Source organism: Paenibacillus sp. B-A-8 (assembly GCF_048572915.1).
GTDB lineage: Bacteria > Bacillota > Bacilli > Paenibacillales > Paenibacillaceae > Paenibacillus_AQ.
Window position 1 is genome coordinate 5,684,690 of the sequence record NZ_CP183882.1, and the last position, 24,595, is coordinate 5,709,284.

General features: G+C 45.6%; 20 protein-coding genes. 3 read left to right on the forward strand and 17 right to left on the reverse strand.

The window, feature by feature from the left end:
• Positions 1–363: 363 nt before the first annotated feature.
• From ACN6MV_RS25575 to ACN6MV_RS25625, 11 genes are all read right to left on the reverse strand, one after another.
• Complete coding sequence (locus ACN6MV_RS25575) at positions 364–1,983, reverse strand: helix-turn-helix domain-containing protein (protein WP_339287928.1); 1,620 nt, start codon at positions 1,981–1,983, stop codon at positions 364–366.
• 7 nt (positions 1,984–1,990) lie between these two features.
• Entirely contained in the window at positions 1,991–3,727 is a 1,737-nt protein-coding gene (locus ACN6MV_RS25580) for a sensor histidine kinase (protein WP_042130789.1), read from the reverse strand.
• A gap of 81 nt (positions 3,728–3,808) precedes the next feature.
• The gene (locus tag ACN6MV_RS25585) at positions 3,809–5,404 is read right to left on the reverse strand and encodes an ABC transporter substrate-binding protein (RefSeq protein ID WP_339287930.1); all 1,596 of its coding nucleotides are present in this window, start codon (positions 5,402–5,404) and stop codon (positions 3,809–3,811) included.
• A 70-nt stretch (positions 5,405–5,474) separates the two neighbouring features.
• Entirely contained in the window at positions 5,475–6,389 is a 915-nt protein-coding gene (locus ACN6MV_RS25590; RefSeq protein ID WP_042130793.1) for a carbohydrate ABC transporter permease, read from the reverse strand.
• Between the two features lie 14 nt (positions 6,390–6,403).
• Positions 6,404–7,381, reverse strand: coding sequence for an ABC transporter permease (locus tag ACN6MV_RS25595; protein WP_231573912.1), 978 nt, complete (start codon positions 7,379–7,381; stop codon positions 6,404–6,406).
• Between the two features lie 250 nt (positions 7,382–7,631).
• A complete protein-coding gene (locus ACN6MV_RS25600; protein ID WP_419885128.1) occupies positions 7,632–8,582 on the reverse strand; it encodes a hypothetical protein in 951 nt (316 codons plus the stop codon).
• Positions 8,579–9,136 carry an RNA polymerase sigma factor gene (locus ACN6MV_RS25605; RefSeq protein WP_375103917.1) on the reverse strand — a complete coding sequence of 186 codons (558 nt, stop codon included), beginning with the start codon at positions 9,134–9,136 and terminating at the stop codon, positions 8,579–8,581. The genes ACN6MV_RS25600 and ACN6MV_RS25605 overlap by 4 nt, the downstream gene beginning before the upstream one ends.
• Positions 9,137–9,361: 225 nt before the next feature.
• Positions 9,362–10,210, reverse strand: a complete 849-nt coding sequence (locus ACN6MV_RS25610; RefSeq protein WP_419885129.1) for an AraC family transcriptional regulator — start codon at positions 10,208–10,210, stop codon at positions 9,362–9,364.
• A 102-nt stretch (positions 10,211–10,312) separates the two neighbouring features.
• Positions 10,313–10,957 (reverse strand): hypothetical protein, encoded by a 645-nt coding sequence (locus ACN6MV_RS25615; RefSeq protein ID WP_419885130.1) that lies wholly within the window; start codon positions 10,955–10,957, stop codon positions 10,313–10,315.
• Between the two features lie 156 nt (positions 10,958–11,113).
• A complete protein-coding gene (locus ACN6MV_RS25620; RefSeq protein ID WP_419885131.1) occupies positions 11,114–12,112 on the reverse strand; it encodes an NADP-dependent oxidoreductase in 999 nt (332 codons plus the stop codon).
• A gap of 66 nt (positions 12,113–12,178) precedes the next feature.
• Positions 12,179–12,514, reverse strand: a complete 336-nt coding sequence (locus ACN6MV_RS25625) for an ArsR/SmtB family transcription factor (protein ID WP_419886817.1) — start codon at positions 12,512–12,514, stop codon at positions 12,179–12,181.
• A 677-nt stretch (positions 12,515–13,191) separates the two neighbouring features.
• Here ACN6MV_RS25625 and ACN6MV_RS25630 point away from each other — a divergent pair.
• Entirely contained in the window at positions 13,192–13,725 is a 534-nt protein-coding gene (locus ACN6MV_RS25630; protein ID WP_076119439.1) for an RNA polymerase sigma factor, read from the forward strand.
• Positions 13,712–14,881 carry a DUF4179 domain-containing protein gene (locus ACN6MV_RS25635; RefSeq protein ID WP_419885132.1) on the forward strand — a complete coding sequence of 390 codons (1,170 nt, stop codon included), beginning with the start codon at positions 13,712–13,714 and terminating at the stop codon, positions 14,879–14,881. The genes ACN6MV_RS25630 and ACN6MV_RS25635 overlap by 14 nt, the downstream gene beginning before the upstream one ends.
• Before the next feature lie 235 nt (positions 14,882–15,116).
• Here ACN6MV_RS25635 and ACN6MV_RS25640 read toward each other — a convergent pair whose 3' ends face one another.
• The 4 genes from ACN6MV_RS25640 to ACN6MV_RS25655 all read right to left on the reverse strand — a co-directional run bounded on the left by ACN6MV_RS25640 (position 15,117) and on the right by ACN6MV_RS25655 (position 20,376).
• Positions 15,117–16,856, reverse strand: coding sequence for an ABC transporter ATP-binding protein (locus tag ACN6MV_RS25640; RefSeq protein WP_419885133.1), 1,740 nt, complete (start codon positions 16,854–16,856; stop codon positions 15,117–15,119).
• A complete protein-coding gene (locus ACN6MV_RS25645; RefSeq protein WP_419886818.1) occupies positions 16,853–18,634 on the reverse strand; it encodes an ABC transporter ATP-binding protein in 1,782 nt (593 codons plus the stop codon). Before ACN6MV_RS25645 ends, ACN6MV_RS25640 begins: the two co-directional genes overlap by 4 nt.
• Positions 18,635–18,805: 171 nt before the next feature.
• A complete protein-coding gene (locus tag ACN6MV_RS25650; RefSeq protein WP_419885134.1) occupies positions 18,806–19,831 on the reverse strand; it encodes a helix-turn-helix transcriptional regulator in 1,026 nt (341 codons plus the stop codon).
• A 230-nt stretch (positions 19,832–20,061) separates the two neighbouring features.
• On the reverse strand, positions 20,062–20,376 hold the full coding sequence (locus ACN6MV_RS25655; RefSeq protein WP_375103925.1) for a hypothetical protein: 315 nt from the start codon (positions 20,374–20,376) through the stop codon (positions 20,062–20,064).
• A 170-nt stretch (positions 20,377–20,546) separates the two neighbouring features.
• On the opposite strand from ACN6MV_RS25655, the gene ACN6MV_RS25660 reads away from it, so the two are divergent.
• Positions 20,547–20,867 carry a hypothetical protein gene (locus ACN6MV_RS25660; protein ID WP_042130807.1) on the forward strand — a complete coding sequence of 107 codons (321 nt, stop codon included), beginning with the start codon at positions 20,547–20,549 and terminating at the stop codon, positions 20,865–20,867.
• Between the two features lie 287 nt (positions 20,868–21,154).
• Here ACN6MV_RS25660 and ACN6MV_RS25665 read toward each other — a convergent pair whose 3' ends face one another.
• Positions 21,155–22,888, reverse strand: coding sequence for a family 10 glycosylhydrolase (locus ACN6MV_RS25665; protein WP_419885135.1), 1,734 nt, complete (start codon positions 22,886–22,888; stop codon positions 21,155–21,157).
• A 37-nt stretch (positions 22,889–22,925) separates the two neighbouring features.
• The gene (locus ACN6MV_RS25670; protein WP_042130809.1) at positions 22,926–24,572 is read right to left on the reverse strand and encodes an extracellular solute-binding protein; all 1,647 of its coding nucleotides are present in this window, start codon (positions 24,570–24,572) and stop codon (positions 22,926–22,928) included.
• Positions 24,573–24,595 lie beyond the last annotated feature (23 nt).

The following is a 24,595-nucleotide window of genomic DNA, read 5'->3' on the forward strand; positions in this document are numbered from 1 at the left end:
GTCATAACCGCCAGCTTTTCTATTTCCCATCCCCAAAACCTCCCTTATTATCGATATTATTCATTAAATGCAATTGCATCGTTTTATTAAGGTATAAAGGTGGACAAGAAAAAAAATACATTTATCCGATGGTCACAAGGATACGACAGCTATACAAGGAAAAAAGTAGCCGTAAAAGCGAATGTCGGACTGTCAAATTTCTGCTACTTGCGGTGTGTCTCACCATATGGGTTAAATGCTCTTGGTTAGCCATTCATAGAAAAGGATTTCATGAACCCTTAATCAGGTTGGTTGCCCATGGTGATCTCGAATACGGCTCTCAATGCCGAGTGCAACCTGGCATGAAAATGCAAGCAGGAGTATTTATTTTTTCTTCCGGGCTCGGTATTGCTGCGGCGTTACGCCGACTACCCGTTTAAACAGGTTGGAGAAGCTGCCCAGACTGGTGTATCCCACCTGCTCTGCAATATCGGTAATCTTAAGCTCGGTTTCCTCCAGTAATTGCTTGGCCTTCTGCAGACGTTCCTGAATAATGACATCCGATATCGACAGTCCAGTCTCTTTCTTGAACAGCCGGGACAGATAAGCGGGGTTCAGATAAACATAGGCGGCCAATTCATCACGAGTAATCTCTTCACTCAGCCGGGAGCGGATATATTGTCTGATCTTGGTGACCACGGCCGAGGACATATTATGGCTTTTCTGCAATAACTGCATTGCGGCTTTCAGGCAATCTATTGCCCAGTTCTGCAAAGTGGAGGAATGCTTCGGGTAATTCTCCTTGTCCATCAGCGATTTCAACTCGGAAGAGGCGTGGGCGGATAAGCCTTTTTTGGCCAGTACAGTATGCAGAATGAAAAGAATGCCGTGGACAAGCTGCCGGTGCAGCTCACGGGTCCAGCGGTCTGCACCGATACTCACGAACCACAGCTTCACCCGGCGCTCCAGCTCCTCCAACTCGCCCAGTTCCAGGATGGTCGCCCACTCCCCGAAGATATGCATTGGAGCGGCCAGAGGCATGGTGCCAAGCGGTTGATCATAAGCCGGATCATTCGGGCCGAACACCTGACGGGAATGCTTCAGATTCCGCTGTTCCCGTTCAGTGACGTATGTGTAGGCGCTCATCATCTCGTGCAGCAATACGCCCGGGCTGATATAGACAGACAAGGAGCAATGCAGGAGCTGCTCGCAGGTGTTCAAGAAGGTCTGGCAGTTCTGCTCCAGTGTGTGTCGAACCGCATTCATGTCGCCCCTCACGTAGACAATTGCCAGGTTATGGCCTACCTGATCCTGCAGCACAGCCCCTCCCAGCCCGCTCAGCAGCAGTTCTTCCGCCAGATTTCGTAGCGCATATTCCATGATGGTCTCATCCCGTGCGCTCAGATTCTCCTTCCATTGCTCCAGGCCGAGCAGAGCGAGAAAGTAGCGGTCTCCTGGCTGCAGATCCAGATTGTAGGTATTCGCCGAAATAGTGAGCGATTCCAGGACGGGCGCGGCCCGCTGGCTGAGAATATCCTGCCAGAACCTTTCTACCAGCAGGGGAAGCTGATGCTCCCACTTTTGTCGGTACTCGCGGATGAGCGCCTCGAATTGCTGCTGCTCCCTCTGCTTGCTGATTTCTGAGAGCGCCTCATGAGATATCTTCATTAATTCTTCATAGTCCACCGGCTTGAGCAAATAATGGAATGCACCATGGTAAAGAGCGCGCTGTGCATACTCGAAATCGGCATGGCAAGTCAGCATAATTGTCAGCGTGCCGGGAGAATACTGCTTCACCCAGGCGAGCAGCTCCAGCCCACTTCTTCCGGGCATCTCAATATCGCAGATAAGCAAATCTATGGCTTGCTGCTCCAGGCAGGCAACCGCCTGATCCACATTCTCCGCCAGCCGGACCTCCTCCACCTGCAGCGCGCTCCAATTCACGCCCTGCTTCAGACCTAGCAAGGCGAAATATTGGTCATCAACGATTAGAACTCTGTACATATGAACTTCACAGCTCCCTTTGAGCGGGCAGTCTTATCTCCACCACCGCCCCCCCGTCAGGGATATTATGGAAGGTAAGCCTTGCCCGGTTGTTGTAAAACATCAGCATGCGTCTGTATACATTCCATATTCCCAGATGGTGGTCTGTAGGCTTCTGCTCATACAAACCCAGATTGAGCATCTCCAATTGAAGTGCGGAGAAGCCCGGCCCGGAATCCCGGACCTGAATGGCAATGCAGGCATCGCTGTTCTCCCCGGCTTCTTCCCGGACCGTGATCACGACCTCGAATGGCTTGGCGTTGTTGACGAATCCATGCTTGATCGCGTTCTCGACGAATGGCTGAATCAGCAGCGGCGGAATGAGGTTGGATTCAAGCTCCTTCGGCAGATGGACTTGATAGGACAGCTTGTCCGGATACATGACCATCTGAATCTCAATGTAGTTTTGAATATGTTTTAGCTCGCTGAGGAGGGGAATCCAGGTACTATTGGTATTCATAATGAATCTGAAATGGGAGACCAGATGGCTTATCATTTTTTTGATCAGCGAATACTTCTGCAGCTCCACCAGATGAAAGACGATATTCAAGGAATTCATAAAAAAATGCGGGTTGATCTGCGCCTGAAGATGCTTGAGCTCCGCTTGCTGCACCTTCATTTGCTCTTCATACACATCAATCTTGAGATTGCCGATATGCTCGGCCATCTGGTTGAATTGCCGGGTGATGATCTGGAACTCCCTGCTGTTGCCTTCCTTCAGCCGGTGCTCCAGATGCCCCTTCCCCAGAATACGCATCCCGCTGGTCAAATGCTGGATCGGCTTGAACACAAGCCGACTCAGCAGAGCCAGAAGGATAGCCATAATGATAATAATGGCTATGGGAATGGTCTTGATGATCCTCTGGAAGATCGGCAGCTCATCCAGAATAGATTTCTCGTCCAATAGAATAAAGACATTCAGATTGGAGTATTGCGAAGGCTTGTCAATCAGCAGATAATTATTGCCGTTACTGAGACGAATCGATGCATCCACGGGATGGGCAGGATTATTGAGCTGTCTACGGATACGTGTAAGATCCTCCCCGGCGAATTGGCCCCATAACAGCTTACCGTCATTGCTAATCATGCCGATCTGCTCACTACCTCCTGTAGACTCCAGTTGGGTCAGGGGCTGTGCCAAAGCGTCAATGCTGATCAGAACACCCATCAGGAGCCGCCCACTCTTGTCCGGCAGCACCTTGAATAGCAGCGGCTCTCCTCCGATGGTGACGGTCTCCCACTTCAGGGAAGCTGGAAGACTGGAAGCATTCAAGCGCGTGGACAATCCGGTAGAAATCATCTCTTTCTCCTGATAATATTCTTTCTGGCTACTGAGGAATAACTCATCCCGGTCCTGATGGTATACGAACACACTACGGATAATCGTGTAATAGCTGACATCGCTGTACCACTGGTCCATTAGCTTACGGATGGACAGATAGTAATTGACACTATCCGGACCGCTGTCCGAATAGAGCTCCAGTAGCATGTTCTCATTAGCGGTACGCAGTAGATAATGGCTGGTCTGCTCCAGCAACTCGTCGAGCGTACCTAAGTGAAGGGTCAGTGTATCGGAAGCAGATTTTGCGACTTTCTCCCGAACGATGTTGGTCGCATAGATGTTGGTGTAATAGAGAAAGAAAAACAGCGGAGTGACCAGCAGCAAGACCAGGGCACTCACTTTGAATCGCAAGGATAATTTCACATTCCCACCCCTTAGGTACATTTGCGCCTCGGCTGCAGGAAAGGGAAGGACGGTAGCCGTCCTTCCCCTCAGCCTGTTTATTTAGGATTGTTTTGCCTTCCAGGCATCGTATTGCTTCTGAACCTCGGCGCGGATGTCCTCGATTCCGTTGGCTTTCAACTTTTTATTGTATTCTGTCAGTACTTTGTCTACACTCAGGCTGCCCGTTTCAAGCAGCGGACGGAATTCCTTGATGATGTTGCTGACGACAGATACCTGCGTTTTGACAGGGTCCGTATTGAAGTTGAAGCCGAAAGACTTCACCTTATGGGCCTTATCGTTGTAAGCCTTGAACTTCTCCCACTTGTCAGCGCTTTCGCCTTCCCAAAGGTAAGTTAAGGTCTGGTTGCCGAACATCCATTCAATCCCCGGCGCCCAGCCGGTATCGGCCCGGGTCGCCACGCCGTCGGGAAGCTTGATGAAGTTCTCCTTGCCGTCCACCTTGACGTATTGCCGGTCTTCCACACCGAAATCAATCAGATTGACCAGATGCGGGTCTGTATGCAGCAGGTTCAGCAGCATCATCGTCCGCTCCGGATCAACGGAGGTGCGTCCAATGGCCATCATGGAGTTGCTGACGCTGGCTGTGCTGATCTCGGGATCATTGCCCTTCAGCTTCACCAGCTCAATTCCGGTGGCGATGGAATCTTCCTTGTCGGAGTCCGGTTTATCCGAGCCGAATTTCATCCAGGTCTTGCCCGCTTTGAAAGCATCTTCAGTACTGGTCTTGGTCGTTGCGGCATCCTTATTGATAAAGCCTTTGCTGAACCAATCGCTGTAGAGCTTCATCCGGTAGATCGCAGTGTCGGATTCCATTGAGCTGATAATCATCTTATCGGTCTTGGTATCCAGGACGATGCCGGCGGGAGCGCCTGCAACCAGCTCGTAACGGAAGTTTTCTTTGATGCTCTCCCTGGTTTTGTCGAAGTAGCCAAGTGTGTCTGAACCGCTGCCGGAGAGCCAGATCGGCGCAATAGCGGGCTCCTTCTCCTTGATCGTCTGAAGCCATGGCTCCAGATCCTCCAGAGTCTGAATTGAGTCTACATCGAATCCGTATTTGTCCACAAGGTCTTTGCGGAACATAATGGTGTGGCTCTCGCCGATTTCCTTATTGGTTGGAATGGCATAGATTTTGCCGTCCACCGTTCCGCCGTCAAGAAAACGGGGATCCAACGTCTCCTTGATCCCTTGTCCATATTTGTCCAACAAATCGTCAAGAGGTAGGAACGCACCCTTGGCAACGTTGTTGGCGAAATCGGCCCAGTTGGGGGCAAACGTTAAATCGACCTGTTCCCCGGATTGATACGCCAGAGCCATCTTTTCGGCCCAAGAGGACCAAGGAAGCCCCTGGAAGTCAACTTCGGCGTTGATCTTTTGCTTAAGATATTTATTGATCTCCTCCACAACCGCCTTGGTATCATTCTGCGGGAAATTTCCGACCGTGTAAACGGTTAGCTTCCGGTAAGTTGAAATATCGAGATTGCCGCTCTCCGTGCCCCCGGTAGCTGTAGCTGCGGCACTGGACTCTGCCTCGGACGGATCGGAAGCGTTAGAATTTCCTCCGCTACACCCGGTAATGCCCAGTATAACGGCGGTTAGAGCAGCAAGCACCGCGCCTGAGCCTCTTTTTGTTCTCATTTGTTTAAACCTCCTCAATGATAATTCGGATCATATATTCTAACCGGCATTTTAGCCAGAGTTAGACAGCTTAACCTTTGATAGCTCCTATTGTAAGGCCTTTGGTGAAGTACTTCTGGAAAAACGGATAGATGAACAGAATGGGACCTATCGATACAACGACCATGGCCATCCGCAGGCTTTCGGTCGGAACCGACTCGTGTACAAGCAGGGCCACACCGCTTCCCGCCAACTGGTTCTTGAAGAACTCCGCCTGACGGATCATTTGAATCATGACGTACTGCAGAGAGTACTTGTCAGTGTCATTAATAAAGAGCATCGAATTGAACCAGTCATTCCAATACATCAGCGTGGTGAACAAACCGATGGTAGCGAGCACGGGCAGCGAGATCGGAAGCACAAGCTGGAAGAAAATCCGCCATTCTGATGCCCCATCCAATTTACCAGATTCTATCATCTCTTCCGGCACCGTTTGTTGGAAGAAGGTTCGCGTAATAAAAATATAGAATGCGTTAGACAGTCCGGGAAGAATGAGCGCGATCAGCGAGTCCTTCAGATTCAGATAGTTAACGTATAGCAGGTAGAACGGAACAAGCCCTCCCGAGAACAGCATCGTAATTAGAAGATAGAAGTTAAACACCTTTTTAAAGGGAAAGTCCTTCCGGTAAAGGGGGTATGCATATAGTGCAATCAGCAGTACGGCCAGAAGGGTTCCGATCAGCGTAACGGTCAGACTGATTCCATAAGCTTTGATCAGGGTCTCCGAATGGTTGAACAAATACTGGTAAGCGGATAAATCAACCTTGTCGGGAAAGAATTTATACCCCTCTAGAGTTAACGTTTTCTCATTGGTTAAGGAAATGGCCACAATCAGCACAATGGGCAGGATGCAGGCCATGCTGAAAGCAATGAAGAACAGGTGAAGAATAATCTGGGCGGTCTTTGGCCCCTTGGAGTAAGAACTGATATGGGATGCAGTATTCATTATGATCCTCCGTTCTAGAAAAGTGCCGTATCGCGGTTCAGCTTACGGGCCAGACTGTTCGCTCCAATGACAAGAAAGAAGCCGATGACAGATTGATAGAAGTTCGCCGCCGAGGACATGCCTAGGTCATTGAGCTGGATCAAGCCCCGGTACACATAGGTGTCGATGACATCCGTTGTCGAACGCAGCGCACCGGAGTCGAGTGTAACGTGGTAGAACAGCCCGAAGTCCGAGCGAAAAATGCCGCCCAGGTTGAGAATAGTAAGAATGACCATGATCGGCGTGAGCAACGGCAGGGTAATCCGGGTGATCTGTTGCCACTTGCTGGCGCCGTCCATGACGGCGGCCTCGTACAGTTCCTCGCTGATACCCGTGATGGCGGCGAGATAGATGACGCTCCCTATACCGATGGAATGCCACATCTTGGTAGCCCATAGAATGTAGGGCCATGCATTAGGATGCATGTAAGCATTGACTGAGGAATAGCCGAACATCGGCAGAATATGCTTGACCAGGAAGCCATACTCCGGGTGCAGGAAGGCATAGACGATGAAGCTGACGACCACCATGGACAAGAAATTCGGCATAATCATAACGGTCTGGAAGAAACGGGAGGAAAGCTTGCTGCGGACCTCATTGATCGCAATCGCCAGGGAGACGGAGAGAATGAGGCCTGAGATAATAAAAACCACGTTGTAGGCAACGGTGTTGATGGTCACCCGCAGGGCATCGGAGGTAGCGAACAGGAAACGGAAGTTGTCTAGCCCCGCCCATGGACTGCCCATAATACCATCCACGTAGTTGATGTTCTTGAACGCAATGAATAATCCGAACATTGGGATGTAGCAATTGATGAAGAAGATAATGGAGGTGGGCAGCAGCATAAGCAGCAGCACCCGGTACTTCACGATATTGCGCAGCAGCCGGTCAATGCGGCCCATTGACTGCGTATAGGACGGCTTGGTTACAGCTTTCGTTGCAGGGTTTGTCATAGGTTCGAACCTCACTCTACTTAATCTGGATGGATTCATTATAGTAGAAGAACAGAAACGAATTCTCTCTTGCAAATGACCTTGTTTATTCAAAAGTGACTTCATGCTCCATATGGATATTTGGAGTTCTTTTCATAATTAATCACTCTTATTTCAAGAAATTCCAGCGCAAAAATACCCCTCCTTATGATACAGTAAACCGTATCACAAGGGGGGCGAAAACTATAACAGGAGCCGCCGGAACATACTCTCATCTAGAATTAAGCTCTTTTACTTCTATGATCTTTTTACTAAACTGATACTTTACAGTAACATTCTCAATAATCTCAGTATTCTGGTAGGCAAGAGACCCCTCAAATGCTAAAGTATCATTGTCTTTCCACACTATCTTATCTGCATAGCTATAATTTTCATGATCTGTGCGAATCCATGTATCTAATTTTTTTTGCACACCATATTTAACTCTTGCAGATTCTATTAATTCTGGACTTACCCTTCCCTCTTCAATATTATTAATTTGGACGAAATTACTTTTATTAGAGCATGTTAGTATTGCAACTAACTTATGATTTGGTGAAGGAATAATTTTTTTAACATACATTGATGGTGTTGAAAAACTTAGATACTCTTCAAGCACATTGTCTTTTATTCTCCAAATGACATTTTGACTTCCATAATCCGAATAATTATTAAACAACGTAAATATCATACTTCCGTCTGCTAATTTAACAATATAAGGGCTCTTATAACTTTTTGACAAAATATCGACGGCAAAAGCAGCCGCATCGGCGATTTTTTGATTCTCATTTTTTAAAAATGGTTGAAGTTCTTTTAAAGCTTTTACTCTCAACTTTTGATCATTAAAGCTTTCTACCAGCCTATTAATAGCAATATATACATATTCATTATTATCACTTTTCAAAGCATGTAGAAATTTTTCGGCATCATATTTAGTAGCAGGCTCTAACTCCATATCTTCAGCTTTTAGGTAACGTATGTAAGGCTCAGAATTTTGATTTTTATAATATTCTGTTGCTAATAAAGCTGAAGCAGTTGAACTATACAGGATAAGACAGGCGACCAAAACAACCCACTTTTTAGAGATACCTTTTTTTCTTTTCTCTTTCCCATTGTGCTTAGCCGCTTCAATTAAGTTCTCATCAATGAATCCGATCTCCTTAAATAAATCTTCTTTTTTCATAGGTTAACCCCCTCTTGATTTAGATGAATTCTAAGTTTTTTTCTTGTCCTAAATAATATAGATTTCACTTTGCTACTACTCATATTAAATCTCATGGAAAGCTCCTCTATCGAATACGAATACCAGTACCTTCCAATAAATATGTTTCTGGCTTGCTCATCTATGCCATATAAAAATTGATTTATTAAGCTCGCTATCTCACCTTCTTCATACTCTGTTTCTACCGTATCAGGGGAAGCTAAACATTCTTCTAGTTCAGTTAGAATGACTTCAAACTCACGATTACGCTTTTGCGCTGTATTATAACCATATTTATCAAGCGCAATATTACGGGTGATCCTCCCCAGAAATACCGGAAAATTTCTAGGCAGATTAGGCGGTATTGCATTCCATGCTGCTAAATATGTATCGTTCTCACACTCTTCAACATCAGACAAATTTGAAATAATGTTTCTTGCAATCACTCTGCAGTAAGCCCCATATTTTTTCTTAGTCTCTAAAATAGCTTGCTGTGAACGCTGTAGATATAAGTGAACTATTCCTTGGTCTTCCATCCGCTGTTCTCCTTTTCAACACTCTTATCTATATAGTAGAAAGTTCGTAGAAATGGTTGCACTTATACTAAAATTTTTTTCCAGCTCATAAACTGCAGGTAGTTTTATCATACAAAATATATAAGACAAAACCACTCCCGACAAAGGAGTGGTTTCTTTAAATAGATTTACTTTGTTCAGCTATCATCTTCGCTTACGCATCCCTGCATTTCACTTGAGTAAATGTTATTTTTTCTTTACGGGTATCCATATTTCCCCTGTAACATTCACTGCCATACCATAATACATTTCGAAACTAGGACCATCAACCTGTTCGTATTCAGAGGTCGGAAACCATTCGGAGTATATTCGTTCCCACAGTTTTTGCAAATCACATTGCGGCTCCGGGAAAATAGCCCATGTTAAAGCCTGGACAGAGAGCTTTGTAAATCTTTCTGGAATTTCAAGCCCCTTTGGTAAATTGTAACAAATCATATACTTGAAAGATTCTCCCGTGTGATCATATAAGGCAGCGTGCAATACGGTATCACCAAAACGTCCCAGTAATTCATTCATAAGATCAACACTACCATCATCATCACATTTTACACGGAATTGAGGAACTTCAGAGAACGCTGTTTTCATGTCCAAATTTATTAGACCATATACTCCGAACATCTCAAAAGGCCCTCTTTGTTCAATTCGATAATTCATCTCGACATCTCCTTTTATAGAAATATGAAAGGACATCCGAGGATAGGCTTTTAGAGAAACGCCTTTATCGCGTGCAGATATCGGTATTATCCCATGAAGAATCTTAAACGCTCGCGCAAACGCTTCCGGCGAATCATACCCATATTTCATAGCTATATCAATAACCTTTGCATTTGTTGTCTGCAGCTCAAAAGCCGCCAATGTCAACCGTCGACGTCGAATGTACTCAGATAACGTTATTCCAGTAATAAACGGAAACATTCGTTGAAAATGATAAGTAGAACAACAGGCGATCTGCGCTATGTCATCATATGAGATTTTATCCGTTAAATTTGTTTCTATATATTCCATCGCGCTGTTCATCCTCTGCAACCAATCCATCGTATTCCCTCCCTTCGAGATAAATTTTAGTGTAGTTAACAAATGAAAGCCGTGCATTTACTGCACGAAAAAGTCAGTACAAAACTTACCTTTAGGTCATCTCTACAATCCAAAATGTTCTTTAACTAACTTAAATTGTTCCTCCACGCTCATACTTGGTATTCTTTCAACGGTTTTAATCCCTATAGCAGTACAGGCGTGCTTAATCTCATTAGAAAACTTAACCATAGATTTGTTCCCGTGCTTAATCGTTTCCTCTGGGTTTATCGTATAGGCGTTGATACAGTCCAAAATCATCTTATGATCTTCTCTAAAGTAATATAATCGCTCTATCTCTTCGTCAGACGTATACAAACAAATCATTCTCTCTTCTGCTATAAAAGGTAATATACGTTCAGGCATTATGCCTAAATCAATAATTATTGGTTTGTCATTAGGCATTGTTAACAAGTCAATGATAAAGAAGTCCATCATCTCTTCGACGATTTGAAATAGCCATTGGCAGTGCTCATCTACGGGTTTATTGAACCACTTATTCCAATCCAAATCAGGATTAGGAAATTGAAGAGCAGGGTAATCAACAGGACTAGTGAATGGTCTATATTTTAAGACATCATCACCTAATGTTTGAAAGCCTAGTTCCTCTACGAATTTTTTGGTCATAGTAGTCTTTCCAGCACAAGGTCCACCATTAAGCCAATAAACATGTTTTAATTGTTCCTTCAAATAATTATCATTTATCTTCATCCGATACACCCCATATGATTTGTGTAGTATCTTACTTTAACACGTTGGTTTCGGAGAGGTGGCGGATTCTTATCTTCCTATAACAGTGAAAACACATAGAAATGCTCCTTTCTTGGCACAAGTAGTTATATTCTATGAGTTGGGTTAAATTCCCTATCACTTTATCTTTAATATGATTTTTCCTTTTGCTCTTCCCGATTCGGAATACTCCATTGCCTTTTGAGCTTCTTCAAAAGAAAATATTTGATCAATTACAGGCTTTATTTTCCCTGCCTCTATAAACTCTGAAATGATCTCTAATTGTCTCCCGCTTGGTTTCTTGAACAGGAAGTTGTATTTAACATGGTATTGCTTCTCTAATTTTGTGAGCTTACGGGTAACCAATCGAAAAAGACTCGTTTTTATAAAGCCAGCCCCATATTCTTCTCCGAAGCGCGCATTGGGCAGCCCAGAAACCGATACAATTTGTCCACCTGGTTTGACTATTTTAAAAGCCTTTTCTAATGTTTCTCCGCCAATCGTATCGAATACTCCATCATAATTTTGTAAAACCTCATCAAATTGTTCTGTTTTATAATTAATTATTTGATCGGCTCCAAGAGATTTGACCAGTTTAGCTCCGGCATCACTAGTAGTTGTAGCCACATAAAGCCCCATTGCTTTGGCAAGCTGGATAGCAAAGGTTCCAACGCCGCCCGAGCCAGCTTGAATCAATACTTTTTGCCCTGCCGACAGCTGTAATATATCATGTAATGTTTGATAGGATGTAAGCCCGACTAGTGGGATTGACGCCGCTTCCTCAAAGGAAAGGTTGTGAGGCTTTAAGGCTATATCGTCCTCATGTACGGATATATATTCAGCGAAGGTTCCAATTCTATTCTTTCTTGGCCGTCCGTATATTGCATCACCTATTTTGAATTTTGTTACTTTGTTTCCTACTTTGGTGACTATACCTGAAAAATCATTTCCTAAAACAAGCGGCATATCGTATTTCAACAGCATACGAGTTTTGCCATCCCGCACCTTGAAATCGATAGGATTAATACTCGCCGCATGGATTTCCGCCAATACATCATAATCACCCACTGAAGGCGTTAGAATGTCTGCCAATAGAAGAGGACTTTTTCCGTATTTTTCAATGATCATTGCTTTCACAAGAATCCTCCTTTTCATTATCGAGATGCGAAGCATGTAATTGTTAGTCTACTTCGTCTGTATTTTCTAGTAATATTGTTCCATGAATTCATCTAGATGGTTTATAAGATTTTTTAACACTCCTAATTTTGTTCTAACATCCATAAAATAATAATTTTTAGCGCCTTCTTCCCGCACCATAATGATTCCAGCTTCTCTTAAGATCCTCAGATGATGTGAAACAGCAGGTCGTGAGAGATGAGTTTGTTCAGTAATCTCACCTAGGCGTAGTCCGTTCGTACAAGTAGTCTCCATAAGTACAGTAATAATAGATTGCCGTGTCTCATTACCAATGGCCAAAAAGACCTTCTGGCATAATTTGAAATCTTCTTTGATGACTTCAACTTGTTGCTGTTTATTTATGATTCTCACCGCTTTCATCTCGTTCAATCGTTTAACTTAGCGAACCATTTGCTGACGAGTATGTCATAACAAGATATCCTCTGCAACCTTGGGAAAGAAAATCGAGATTACAAGGGAATTTTTTACATAATTCTCATCTTCCAATGGGTTTAGACTACTTGGAGATTGTCCAAATGGGAAAACACGACAGTAAAAGCAATCATAATGTTTTGCGGGATGCGGAGAATGGAATCATTTTTGATTGAAACTTTTCAAATCACCATAAACTCATTGAGTAGTATAAGAATTTCGTACCGAATCACTAGAAAAGGACTGGAAAGTCACAGAGGGTAAGACCGTTGATTTTTATAAGAGAGAAATAGAAAATTTAAAGATAATGTTGAATAAATAAACCTAACATTATTAAAATACCAAATAGCAAGTTCGACTGGCCCTTTCCGCCAAAACGGCGGAAGGGCTTTTGCTTTCAGTAAACAAAACTGCCCCACCAGATACTACATTATTTTGTGAACAAGAATGCTTACAGAAACCCGTGTGTGCTGATTTTACCCAAGCGGTGCAGTCTCCGGATATCTTAGGTTTACTTTCGTTGTAACCTTCTAGCTACCTACCCGATCTAATATTTAAGTAACGTTACGAACATCCTAAGACTTTTAGTCAAGAAAGCAGGTAAATCTTTGCATATTAATCCTATTGTCGTCAAAGCCAAAGCTGGGGACTCTGAAGCATTCGTGCAGTTGATGCAAGAGATAGAGTTACCTCTGTATAGAACTGCAAGGTCCATCGTCAACAAAGAAGAAGATTGTGCAGATGCCCTGCAAGAGACGATGCTTAAAGCCTTTAGGTCCATCCATACACTCAGAGAGCCCGCTTTTTTCAAAACGTGGATCTTCCGGATTCTGATTAATGAATGCAACAAAATGATCAAAAACAACTCAAGAGCCCTCCCTTATGGAGAGCTTCCCGAAGTCCCTTCCATTTCCAAGGATTATGAGAAAATCGAAATATGGGATGCCGTTCAACATCTTGAGGAGAATCTACGGATTGTCATTCACCTTCATTACCTACAGGACATGCCGATCAGTCAAATTTCCGACATTCTCGAAATTTCTACGGTAGCCGTGAAGACCCGGCTGCATCGCGCCCGCAAAAAGCTAAAGCATTTATCTCAATTCAATCAAGAAATGGAGTTGCGACATGGTAAACACTAAGTTAGAAGAACAATTAAAAAACTGCCAAAGCCTACTTCCCGATCAGTTATCGGATATTGCCCGCTCCAAACTGAATGAGACTTACCAAATCATCAGGGAAACCGATAATTCCATTTCCCCCGTTCAGAAAAAGAAAAATGTATCAAAAACTTTTAATAAATGGTGGATTTCCACTGCAGCCGCTGCAATTCTTGGAGTTACAGTCCTTGCTTCCGGCTTTGTATCGCCCGTAATGGCTGATGCACTCAAGCAAATTCCGGTTCTGGGAGAAATCTATTCATTATGGGGCGAAAACAATGGAGATCCCGGTGTTCAACAAGCCGAGGATTTCATCACAAACGTAAACCAAAGCGTGACCCATGGCGATGTGACCATGAATATCCCAACGTTGTTATTTGACGGAACCCGAATTCTTATGAACATAACCACTCCTGGAAACAGTCTGGCTTCGGAGCCCAATTCACCGCCTTCAGATGCCAATAAAGGAGCGGTGGATAAGTTTGAGGTTCTCTATAAAGGCCAACCTCTGCTCTGGAGTTACGAACATATGGACGGTGAGACTGCTTCCAGTATAATGGTTCAGGTTTTGAACACTTATTATGAGCCGAGTACAACAACACAGACTGTCCAGTTCCCTGATCAGTTTGACTTGACTGTAAATGTAACGTTAAAGGGTTACGATGTCCCGTTCGAATTCGTTCTGCCTGTTACAAAATCAACGCCCGTTACCGCACTAACTTCAGAGGAGACCAAGCATCACGATAACATTAACTTGCAGATCAGTAAGGTAGAAATCACCCCAATTACAACACAGATATCCGTTGAGTACAAAACTAAACCAGGCCAGAGCATAGAAGAAATGCTCGCTTCTATCCCTTCGAAATACAAGGGTGCTAACGGAGGCATCATCGCTCTTCAGTTTGACATTGTGGATGAACATGGCGTTCAACTGAAGCCCATCGGTGCTCACCCCTTAAGCGAATCTTATAATGTTCGTTTTGAACCCTTCAAGACTATACCGAGTACCGTAACCATCAAACCGTACTTAGTCGTTTCCGAAGGTCAAGCCCCAGCTGGGACTAAAGGACGGTGGGAGGACAACAATATGGTCAAGGAATATATCCCTGAGCTGGAGACTGTAATTTCGGTGCAATAGTTCATTTGTAAAAAGGACATTATTCTCTATGATGAAAAGGGTATGCAAACCTACAAAAGACGAAGCCAAATCTGGCTTCGTCTTTTGTAGGTTATTTAGCTGAAGCCAGCTTCGATATTTTCTCCGCACAGCTCATTTCCTTATCACTCTCAGACTTAGGCTTATAATCGGCCAGTTAGATTCATACTTTGTGATAGTCATACGTTTGCCCACCTAAAAATGTGAATGACGTTCCCTATGATGTGATACGGAATCCGACGGATTGCTGCTGCAGCTTCCAGAGACGGCCGTACAATCCGCCTCGTAGTAGTAAAGCTTCATGCCGTCCCTGCTCCACCAGTCGGCCATCTTCCAGCACGATAATGTTGTCTGCACCACGTATGGTCTTCAGGCGATGGGCGATAACAATAACGGTTCTTCCCGTAATCAGTGCATCAATTCCCTTCTGGATTTCGGCTTCATTTTGCGGGTCAAGCGATGCAGTAGCTTCATCCAGCAATACGATTGGAGCGTTCTTGAGAATTGCGCGTGCAATGGAAATCCGCTGCTTTTCCCCTCCGGAAAGCGTACTGCCACCCTCTCCTACTGGCGTGTCATAACCAAGCGGCAATTTCATAATGAAATCATGGCAACGGGCCATTTCTGCTGCTTGTTGAATATCCTGCTGTGACGCGCCCGGCCGTCCAAAGGCAATGTTGTTTCCGATGGTATCTTGGAACAGGTACACATCCTGAAACACAACCGACACAGACCCTAGCAAATGTTCTGGATCAATCTCTTTAATATTGCGTCCGCCTAGCAGAACACTTCCTTCGTCAGGATCATAGAAACGTGAGATCAAACGCAGCACTGTACTCTTTCCGCTGCCGGAGGGACCCACGATTGCAGTTAATGAGCCTTGCGGCATTTCTATGCTTAATTGTTTGAGAACTGGGTCACCTCCATAACTGAAGGTAACATTGTCAAAGCGGATGGTACTGCACTCGGGAAGCGAGGCTGTAGTACCCGTCATTACCGGCTGGCGAAGCAGGTCTACGATGCGTTCACCCGCTTGTTCGTTGTACCGGAATTCAGCATAGTTGGCGAGCGCCGTCGTCAGTGGATCATAGATGCGTGTGCCGACAATAAGGAATACCGCCAGCTGCAAAACACCGAGCTCCCCGCCTAACAATAGATGCACACCTACGTATACCATTAAGGTCAGACCCGCACGAAGAAGAGCCATAGCCGTTAGAATGACCGGTCCGAATATCCCTTCAAGCTTCACACTTTCCTTCATCAAAGTTCTAAAAGAGTTATCCAGACGAACAAATCGCTCTCCCGTCAGATTGTAGGCTTTCATCACCCGTATACCGTTTAAATATTCCTGCAGCCGGTTCGCAGCGTTCAATTTAGCCTTCATATGATCTGCTCCGAGTCTTCGCCGCAGTCTGCCCGATAAATACATGATCAAGAGGGCAATCGGCAGCGCTACGAACATGGAGATTGCCATCTGCCAGTCTAGGAACAGCAACCCCGCAAGTGCGAATATCGGCAGCACAAAAGCCCCTGCAAGCTGTGGCAGCAGATGAGAAATCCCTGTCTCCACCAATGTGAAATCGCCCATCATCATATTGGCCAGATCACCAGGGTCCCGGCGAGTCAGGTAACCTAGCGGAAGCTTTCGCAGATGCTCTGCTAATTCCGCCCGTCCCTGCGCCGCAACATTGTAAGCCCCGCGGTATGCCGAGCGGTATGCCGGAATTTCGCTCAGGAACATCAGTATCATGACAGCAGCTAGTCCCGCACAAATCCACCAAAGCCGTTCTATCTGAAGCTCTGCCCCCACCGTAATATAAGGAGCAAAAATTAACCTCACCGCCTCAATGACAAGCGCGAACGGAAGCACACTGACTAGATTGGCTAGCAAAGAAAAAAGCACAGGCCTTAGCAGCTGTTGAGGTTTACCTGCGGTAATATTATGCAATACCTTCATAGCTGATCCCCTCCCTTTTCCATATGCCAATCTCCAGTGTCACTGTAGGCATGCCACATTTGAGTGTAAAGTCCATTGAGATCAATCAAACGATCATGATCTCCGCGCTCCACGATTTCCCCGTCTCTCAGTACCAAAATTTGTGCAGCTTCACGAATAGAAGACAGGCGGTGGGCAATGACAATAACCGTCTTCCCGCGCATAAGCTCCGTTAGTGCCAGCTGCATGTGATGCTCATTCTCCGGGTCGGCAAAAGCAGTCGCTTCATCGAGCACAAGTACCGGCGCATTTTTGAGGATGGCCCGGGCTACCGCAATACGCTGCTCTTCACCGCCGGAGAGATAGACACCACCTTCACCGATTAACGTTTCGTACCCCTGCGGAAGCCGAGAGATGAACTCGTCGCATTGCGCAGCTCTGGCTGCAGCCTGGACTTCATCCAGCGTCGCTCCCGGTTTGCCGACGGCAATATTCTCATACAAAGTGTCATAGAACAGGAAGGTCTCCTGAAATACAAAGGCAACTGTATTCATCAGTTCATGAATCGCCATATGGCGAATATCCACGCCACCGATACGGATCGCACCCTCTTGCGGGTCCCAGAACCGCGGCACCAGGCTGGCCACCGTCGATTTCCCTGAACCTGACGGTCCAACCAACGCTGTAACCTTCCCTTGTTCTGCCCGGAAGGATACCTTACTGAGCGCAGCCGCAGCCCCCTCTTCTTCACTGTAGGAAAAAGTTACGTCCGTGAATTCAACGTCGAAAGCATACGGTGACAGCGGCATTGTTATCTCTGGTACAGGCTGCTGTGCCAAAAGACGATCCATCCGCTCTACACCTTCTCCGATATCCCTTGTGCTTGAAGCCAGCATAAGCAGCTTATAGAGCGGAGAGGATACGCCAGGTGCCATAATTAGAAAAAACAGCAGCACAAGCGCAAAAGACATGGAGTCCGGCTGGCCGCTTAGCATAAAGACACCCACCGGTAAAATAAAGGTAAACGAGGAAGCCAGCAATGTTTTGAACAGGATATACCCTGATTGATAACGGTCCGTAAACTCTAGACAATAATCACGGTATCTGGTCATATCACTGTAGAACTTACGGAAGGAATGCACCGTCTGCCCGAACACCTTCACCGCCGGCATCCCCCGTACATACTGCACCGCCGAAGCATTAATCTGCTCCAAAGAATCATGATACTGCTTCACACTGGTTTTTCCCTTGCCGTTCATCATAAGTGCCGACTGTACAACCATTCCTATGAGGATCGGTAGAAGACAGGCAACAGCTAACGGCGGACTCAGCCAGAACATCGCCACAATCATCAGCACCGTAGACGCCAGCGCACTGACCAGATCAGGGAGCTGATGCGCTACGAAATTTTCCACCTTGTCGACATTCTGTTCCAGCGTCTTCTTCACTGCGCCGGTCGAAGTTCCGTTCAGGAAACCAAGCGGCAGTCTGCCCAAATGTTCGGTCATTCGCACACGCAGATTAAACTGAATACGAAAAGCCGCAATATGCGAGCACATAATACCGCAATACGAGGTCACCAGACCTCCAATCAATCCGCCGAGTGCAATCCATCCCCAGCGAATCATGGCATCACCATCGACCTGTCCAGGAGACGCGGCATGCCGCAGTAGCTCAGCCAATATGAAATAAACAGATAAAAACGGTACCAGCATTAGCACGGCGCTGACAGATGACAATACGCCAGACAGGATCAGCAGGCCCCGCTTCTCTCCGGCAATCTCTAGCAGTCTCGACATGCCAGTTTTGGTTTTACTCACAGCTGTTCCCCCACTCTTGATAATTACGCACAAAAAAAGTGCACTGAGAATGATTCTCTGTGCACTAGTGTATAAGAATGCTGTTCACGGTTGCTACCGCTTCCCGGATTATAACTAATCAAATCAGGAGCATCTCTATTCGATACGCGCTTACATCCAAGTTCCTACAGAACGCTGTCTGCTGCTGATCAAATATTCTCCGGGACGCACACCGAACTTTTTGCGAAAGGCTGCTGAGAAATGGCTGACATTCCCGTATCCAACCCTGGAAGCTGCTTCACTTACAGTCATATTTCCTTGTTCCAGCAGCTGCTGCGCCCTTTGCATCCGTTGTTCGATAACATAGGCATGGACGGTATAACCGAACATTTCCTTAAAACCCTTTTTCAATTTGAACTCATTGAGGCAAATGATGCGAGAGAGGCCAGCCAGTGTCGGTGGGTGTAAATAATCACGCTGCAGAATTTCTTTGGCTAGTCGCAGGCTCTCCATATCATCTTTAGACAGCTTAACCGAACCTGGAATCCGCTCCGCTTCATATAAAGATTCATTGAGATAGACCGCCATCAGCTCCAGCATTTTTCCCTCCAGATAGAGTTCCCGCATACCCTGACCATAGGAACAATCCGCAATTTGCGACAGAATGAGCCGGATAGATGGCGTGATACCACTTTTACCAAAAAACAAACCCGTTCCTCCTCCGGCTCGGAGCCGTGTATCCTCAGTCAATCCACTGGTCATCCGCTCAAATTGTGCCGGACTCATATCTATGCTTAGGAATCGGTAGCCTGCTCCGCTAAGGTACGTGCAATTCTCACTTCTTACTCCACCGTGAAGCAGCGCACTTTCTCCTGTATCTATGGCAAAATAGTCCTGCTTCAGCGAGGTACCCCATTCAATTCCATGGCCCATGCAGAATACAAGCTCCGTACGCGGTGTTCTAAACTCGCCCTTCGCTTCAATATCCCGGTTAAATCGGAGATCAAAATCCGTCATCTGAAGATACCCATGCGTAAGCAGGCTCCGGCAGCTGCCTCCCCCTAGTTCGACCGGTGGTTTTATCTCAAAGTGACTCCCATCCAGCTGGTAAGTAAAATTAAACCCCTCGTATATAAGCGTCTTATGGGCATCAATTGTTTCTGCTGCATTCAGACCATCGCTACGCTCCATGCTCATCCCTGCTTCCCCGTACTTTGGATTCATTATATATGTATTGAGAATGATTATCAATTGAATGTTCTTTTAGGCAAATACGCATACACAACAAAAAAACTTCCCCCCTAAAGGTGAAGAAGTCTTAAACACATCACTTCTGAAGACATGGCCAGCTATAGTTTCAGCTCCCTAAGCTTGATTAGCTCGACAACCGCTTGTGAACGGTCTTTAACGCTTTATTGTTCACCAATTTAATTTGCTAATTCCTCCAATCGTTCAATTAGCATTGGAATCACTACTTCAACCCAAAACTCCAGAGAAACGTACCCACTGGACATACCACCATGACTGTATTTCTCACAATAGATTTGTTTGTCTAAATCATCTAAGTTACCTCCTGTTAATTCCTCAAACGCGTATTTGAATCTCTGTGCAAACGCCTCACCTGTACATGGATAAGTCACTTCTTGAAAGTAATTCTCTAGCTCATCCCAAAGATATGGATCCCCTCTTAATCCCCAACTTTTTGGCCGCTCATTAAAAATAACTGATACTGTCTTTAGCATTACCAGCACCCGCTTTCGAAGTGGTCAACTATAACTGAACTACTGTATCATTTTTAACCGCCAATTGTTCCAAAACTAATTATAATATCCCTGACTACAATTAGGTGATTTCACAGCTGGCCAAGACTTAAACTGTTTAAAAATTCAATGAATATAGGGAGAAGATATATATGATTATTTTTTCAGAAAATTCAAAAATACCAGATAAATATGCAGACTTCTTAAAAAAGATTGCAACTTTCTATGGAGAAGAAGAAAATTTCAAGGATATTGTAAACGACACTATGGAAATCTTAAGACTATCGTTTAAAGATGATATTTCCGATTCAGAATTGTTAAAGCGCGCAAGCCTTAACGGTATCATTAATGATCTGGATGTTTTTATGGAAATGGTAAGTGACAATCCTGATAAAACTAAAATAAAAACAGTTTATATGGAAGAACTTAATGCTTTGTATTACACGATAAATGACATTTTCAGAACACTATGAGGAAATTACACCTCTAATTCAATTCAATACAATACAGGAGTTTCCGCGCCCAACCGGAGAATAACCCGTTAATCCCTTTTCATGTTGATTGGCCGAGCTTTCCTTGACGAGACAGAAGACCGCAGAACAGCTTATAACCATGCAAGAAAGGGATTTGGCAAAGTCCGTAAATACACATCATCAACAAAAAGCCTTCCCTCACCCCTAGAGGTGGAGAAGGCTTAAACGCGTCACTTCCGAAGACATGGCCAGCTATATTTTCAGCTCCCCAAGCTATTGTATTAGACTTAATCCGTAATCTTCACATTTCCAAACACGGCCTTATTCCTCGAATCATCCCCCGGATTGCTAAGCGCTATGCCAATATACACCTTGCGATTCATCGGGATCTGAACAGTTCCGACCGTTTGCCAGTTATTCCCGTTCGCCGAAATAGCCCCTTTGAAGGTATTTCCGCTTCTGGTCAGCTTTAGCCATCTTGGAGCCGAGGCAGCCGCAGTATGGTCGACCATATTGCCCGCTGTCTCTGCACGATACTGGAAGGTTGCCCCATTCTCAGGGGTAAGCATCATATCCGCGTGCTTCGAATTATGCCCCAGCGACTCGCGAATCATAATACCGGCCTTAGCCCAGCCGTCCAATCGGCTAGTGGACTGTACTTTTACAATAATCTCCGCATTGCCACTCACGGATTTATATATATAATTCAGTTGATCTCCATTTCCCCAAATATCCGTAGAGGTGCTGCTGAGTGTAAATTGCTTATTGGATGAATTGTAGGTAACGTTCCCCGGCATGGAACCGATATTCCGAGCCTTCCATCCTACTGGTAATTGAGCCGGATAGTCTTGTTCTACCGGAGGCGTCCAGCCCGGCGTCGGCCAGGTTTCACGTTCCTTAATATTGGCCAATTCATCTTCTGGCCAGGCCCCATAGGCAAAGAACGACAGGCGCTTCACGTCCGGATAATTCTCGCGGATTCCCTTGTAAATCTCCTGATATTGATCATCAGTCCAGTCATTATCCAGTGTGGCTACAATCTCCACATCACTGTCACTGATCCGGTCGCTCGTATCCTTCAGAATGCCGTAGGAAGTGCTGTATACCCAATCACTATTGAACTCCCAGTCATCAAAGTACGCCATCGGTGCGACAAAGTCGATATCATCCTTGAATTTGGCTACATTCTGTCCAACCTCTGTAAATTCCGGCGGCAAAATATACACACCGAGCTGCACATCCGGATTTGAGGATGCGGAAATATCCTCACGGATATCGCCTACATACTGTCCAATTTGTTCAGTTCTCCATTCATTCCACTGCTCACGCTGAGGGGAATCCGTATCGAAGTCAATGCTGAGCGGGGAATAGCCGAACTGCGCCTGATACTTCGCAACCGTGTAATCACTGACGTCCATGTTATAATTGTCGAAACGGATCCAGTCTAGCACAACACCGTCAACAGCATAATTCTCGATCACTTCCTGAATGATGGAACGCTCATACTGCTGCACTTCGTGGTGAATCGGATTGACGAAGTATTCATTGCCGTTAGAACCTGTGAAAGGAGTCTGAACCCCGTCAACCAGTGCTTGCATCTGCCATTCATCGTGAGCAAGGAAGGCTTGCTGATCATGGAACTGAGGAATCCAGGCATGAACCTTGATTCCTGCAGCATGGGCTGCTGTAATGACAGCCTGCAGGGCATCGAAATTCTCGTAGCCTTGCGCGATCGGAGCGATATCACTCTGATAAAATACACTTCCAGACGGAACCTCATCATCTTCATCCTGCTTCACGTTCATGCTGATGACATCGACACCGTAGCTTGTGGACAGCTGGATGAAATTATGGACATCCGCCGTATTCTTAAACTGGTTTACTGTCCGTACAATCACTTCCGTTTCAAAAGGGGGATTACTCTCCACATCGGCCTTAGCCGGCACGGAACCACCTGCTATCGAAGAAACTAATACGAAGCTTAACATTGCTATGAATTTCGACCTCAGCGCAAATGCCATAATATCGCCTCCACAAGTATAAGATTTAATAAAAGTCTTATTTCGTCGCGTTGATTTTTTTGACATTCTCCTGCCATTTTTCGGTTCTGAACTCAAGCAGCTTATCCAGGCCCGCTTTTTGGGTGTTCTTTTTGGCTGTCTCCAGTGCCGACAATACCTCTTCATCCGACTTCGCCTGAACCATTTGTGCGTAAGCAAGGGTATAAATATCCCCTACATTCTGTGCGATGATACCGATCTCCGTATCTGGAAGCGGATCGGTATTCACAAATTCCGTAATGTCCAGCGCGGTTTTCCAGGTGACCGTGGACTGCGCCACCGTCTCCCATGATTTCTGGTTCGCAGAAAGCAGCGCCTCGAGGCTCATTTTTGCCGTATCAATAAAGGTCGTATTTCCTGCCCAGTTAAAGTCCTCGAATTTTCTCATCGTTTCCGTACGCTCGTTAGCAGGAGTCGTCTTGTATTTCTCGTTCGGAATTGGTGCTCCGTCTGCGTCCTCCTCATCCCAGTACAAGCCTTTAGGACCGAAGAAAAGCACCTTCTGTCCCTCTGGACCCGTAATCCAGTCAAAGTAAGCGAAGATGGCCTCCGGATCCTTGGCCTTTTTCGTAATGACATTGACGTTCCAACCCAGTGTCTCGAAACCGCTTACAAACACTTGTGTTTTGTCTATTCCGGCTTTATGAATCGGCCATATAATTTCATAACCGCTGTCCGGATTGTTCGCAGTCAGTGCACGGTGTCCCTCGGCTCCATACGTAGTGATATTGGATTCGACCATGACCGCTACCCGGCTGGTATTGACCTTTTCTTTGACCGCATCCTGGGTTTGTTGCAGTGCATCCTGCGTAATCAGCCGTTCACGATACAGCTTATTGATATACAGCACCATCTCCTCGTAGGCAGGATCGTCCAAGATAGATGACAGCTTGTCGCCTTCCGGATATCCCATGAGTGAAATGAACTTACTGGTGGAGTTCTCCTTAAAACCGCCATACATAATTTCCAGACCTGCCCCCTTTTCGCCAACCTCCAGGGGTACAACATCCGGATACTTCTCTTGCACCAAGCGTAAATATTGATACAAATCATCAAAGGTCTCCAGCGCCGGTCTGCCGAGCTCATTATAAATATCTTTATTCACCATCCATCCGCCGTTGCCGAATTGCCCGGATGTATACCAGTTGGGGATTTGATAGATTTTTCCGTCATCTGAACGGAGCAAATTCAGGGTGGATTCCTTCACATATTTCTTGAAGTTCGGATACTTGTCATAGTAATCATCCAGCGCAACAAGTTGCCCTGCCTGCACCAGCCGTTCCACTGAGGATCCCCGGTCAGTAAAAATGACATCCGGTAAATCACCACCGACGATCATCGTGTTGAGTTTTTCTCCGGCCGCACCTCCCGATTGAATCGGTTCAACAGTAACCTTACGGTTCTCCTGAATCCATTTTGTCGCCTCATTATCCCCCCAGGGTGATGTCGTAAGCCAGTCGTAATTTCCATAGAAGCTGAAGGTGACGGGCTTAATCCCGCTGCCGTCATCAGTGGCGACCTCGGTATTCAAATTTTTCTCGCTTGTGTTTGGTGAAGTGTTAGAATTCCCCCCTCCGCTACAGGCAGCGAGAAGAAGCACCAGCGAAGTCAGCAGAAGTGATACCCATTTCATACGATTGCCCATTCTTTTCCCTTCTTTCTACATAA

Excerpts from the sequence above, each read along its gene's own strand:
- ACN6MV_RS25635 (WP_419885132.1), top strand. The coding sequence starts at position 13,712 with ATGGTAAACACTAAGTTAGAAGAACAATTAAAAAACTGCCAAAGCCTA.
- ACN6MV_RS25590 (WP_042130793.1), bottom strand. The coding sequence starts at position 6,389 with ATGAATACTGCATCCCATATCAGTTCTTACTCCAAGGGGCCAAAGACC.
- ACN6MV_RS25655 (WP_375103925.1), bottom strand. The coding sequence starts at position 20,376 with ATGCTAAAGACAGTATCAGTTATTTTTAATGAGCGGCCAAAAAGTTGG.
- ACN6MV_RS25640 (WP_419885133.1), bottom strand. The coding sequence starts at position 16,856 with ATGAAGGTATTGCATAATATTACCGCAGGTAAACCTCAACAGCTGCTA.
- ACN6MV_RS25650 (WP_419885134.1), bottom strand. The coding sequence starts at position 19,831 with ATGAGCATGGAGCGTAGCGATGGTCTGAATGCAGCAGAAACAATTGAT.
- ACN6MV_RS25605 (WP_375103917.1), bottom strand. The coding sequence starts at position 9,136 with ATGGAAGACCAAGGAATAGTTCACTTATATCTACAGCGTTCACAGCAA.
- ACN6MV_RS25575 (WP_339287928.1), bottom strand. The coding sequence starts at position 1,983 with ATGTACAGAGTTCTAATCGTTGATGACCAATATTTCGCCTTGCTAGGT.
- ACN6MV_RS25645 (WP_419886818.1), bottom strand. The coding sequence starts at position 18,634 with ATGTCGAGACTGCTAGAGATTGCCGGAGAGAAGCGGGGCCTGCTGATC.
- ACN6MV_RS25615 (WP_419885130.1), bottom strand. The coding sequence starts at position 10,957 with ATGAAGATAAATGATAATTATTTGAAGGAACAATTAAAACATGTTTAT.
- ACN6MV_RS25595 (WP_231573912.1), bottom strand. The coding sequence starts at position 7,381 with ATGACAAACCCTGCAACGAAAGCTGTAACCAAGCCGTCCTATACGCAG.
- ACN6MV_RS25610 (WP_419885129.1), bottom strand. The coding sequence starts at position 10,210 with ATGGATTGGTTGCAGAGGATGAACAGCGCGATGGAATATATAGAAACA.
- ACN6MV_RS25585 (WP_339287930.1), bottom strand. The coding sequence starts at position 5,404 with ATGAGAACAAAAAGAGGCTCAGGCGCGGTGCTTGCTGCTCTAACCGCC.
- ACN6MV_RS25670 (WP_042130809.1), bottom strand. The coding sequence starts at position 24,572 with ATGGGCAATCGTATGAAATGGGTATCACTTCTGCTGACTTCGCTGGTG.
- ACN6MV_RS25665 (WP_419885135.1), bottom strand. The coding sequence starts at position 22,888 with ATGGCATTTGCGCTGAGGTCGAAATTCATAGCAATGTTAAGCTTCGTA.
- ACN6MV_RS25660 (WP_042130807.1), top strand. The coding sequence starts at position 20,547 with ATGATTATTTTTTCAGAAAATTCAAAAATACCAGATAAATATGCAGAC.
- ACN6MV_RS25600 (WP_419885128.1), bottom strand. The coding sequence starts at position 8,582 with ATGAAAAAAGAAGATTTATTTAAGGAGATCGGATTCATTGATGAGAAC.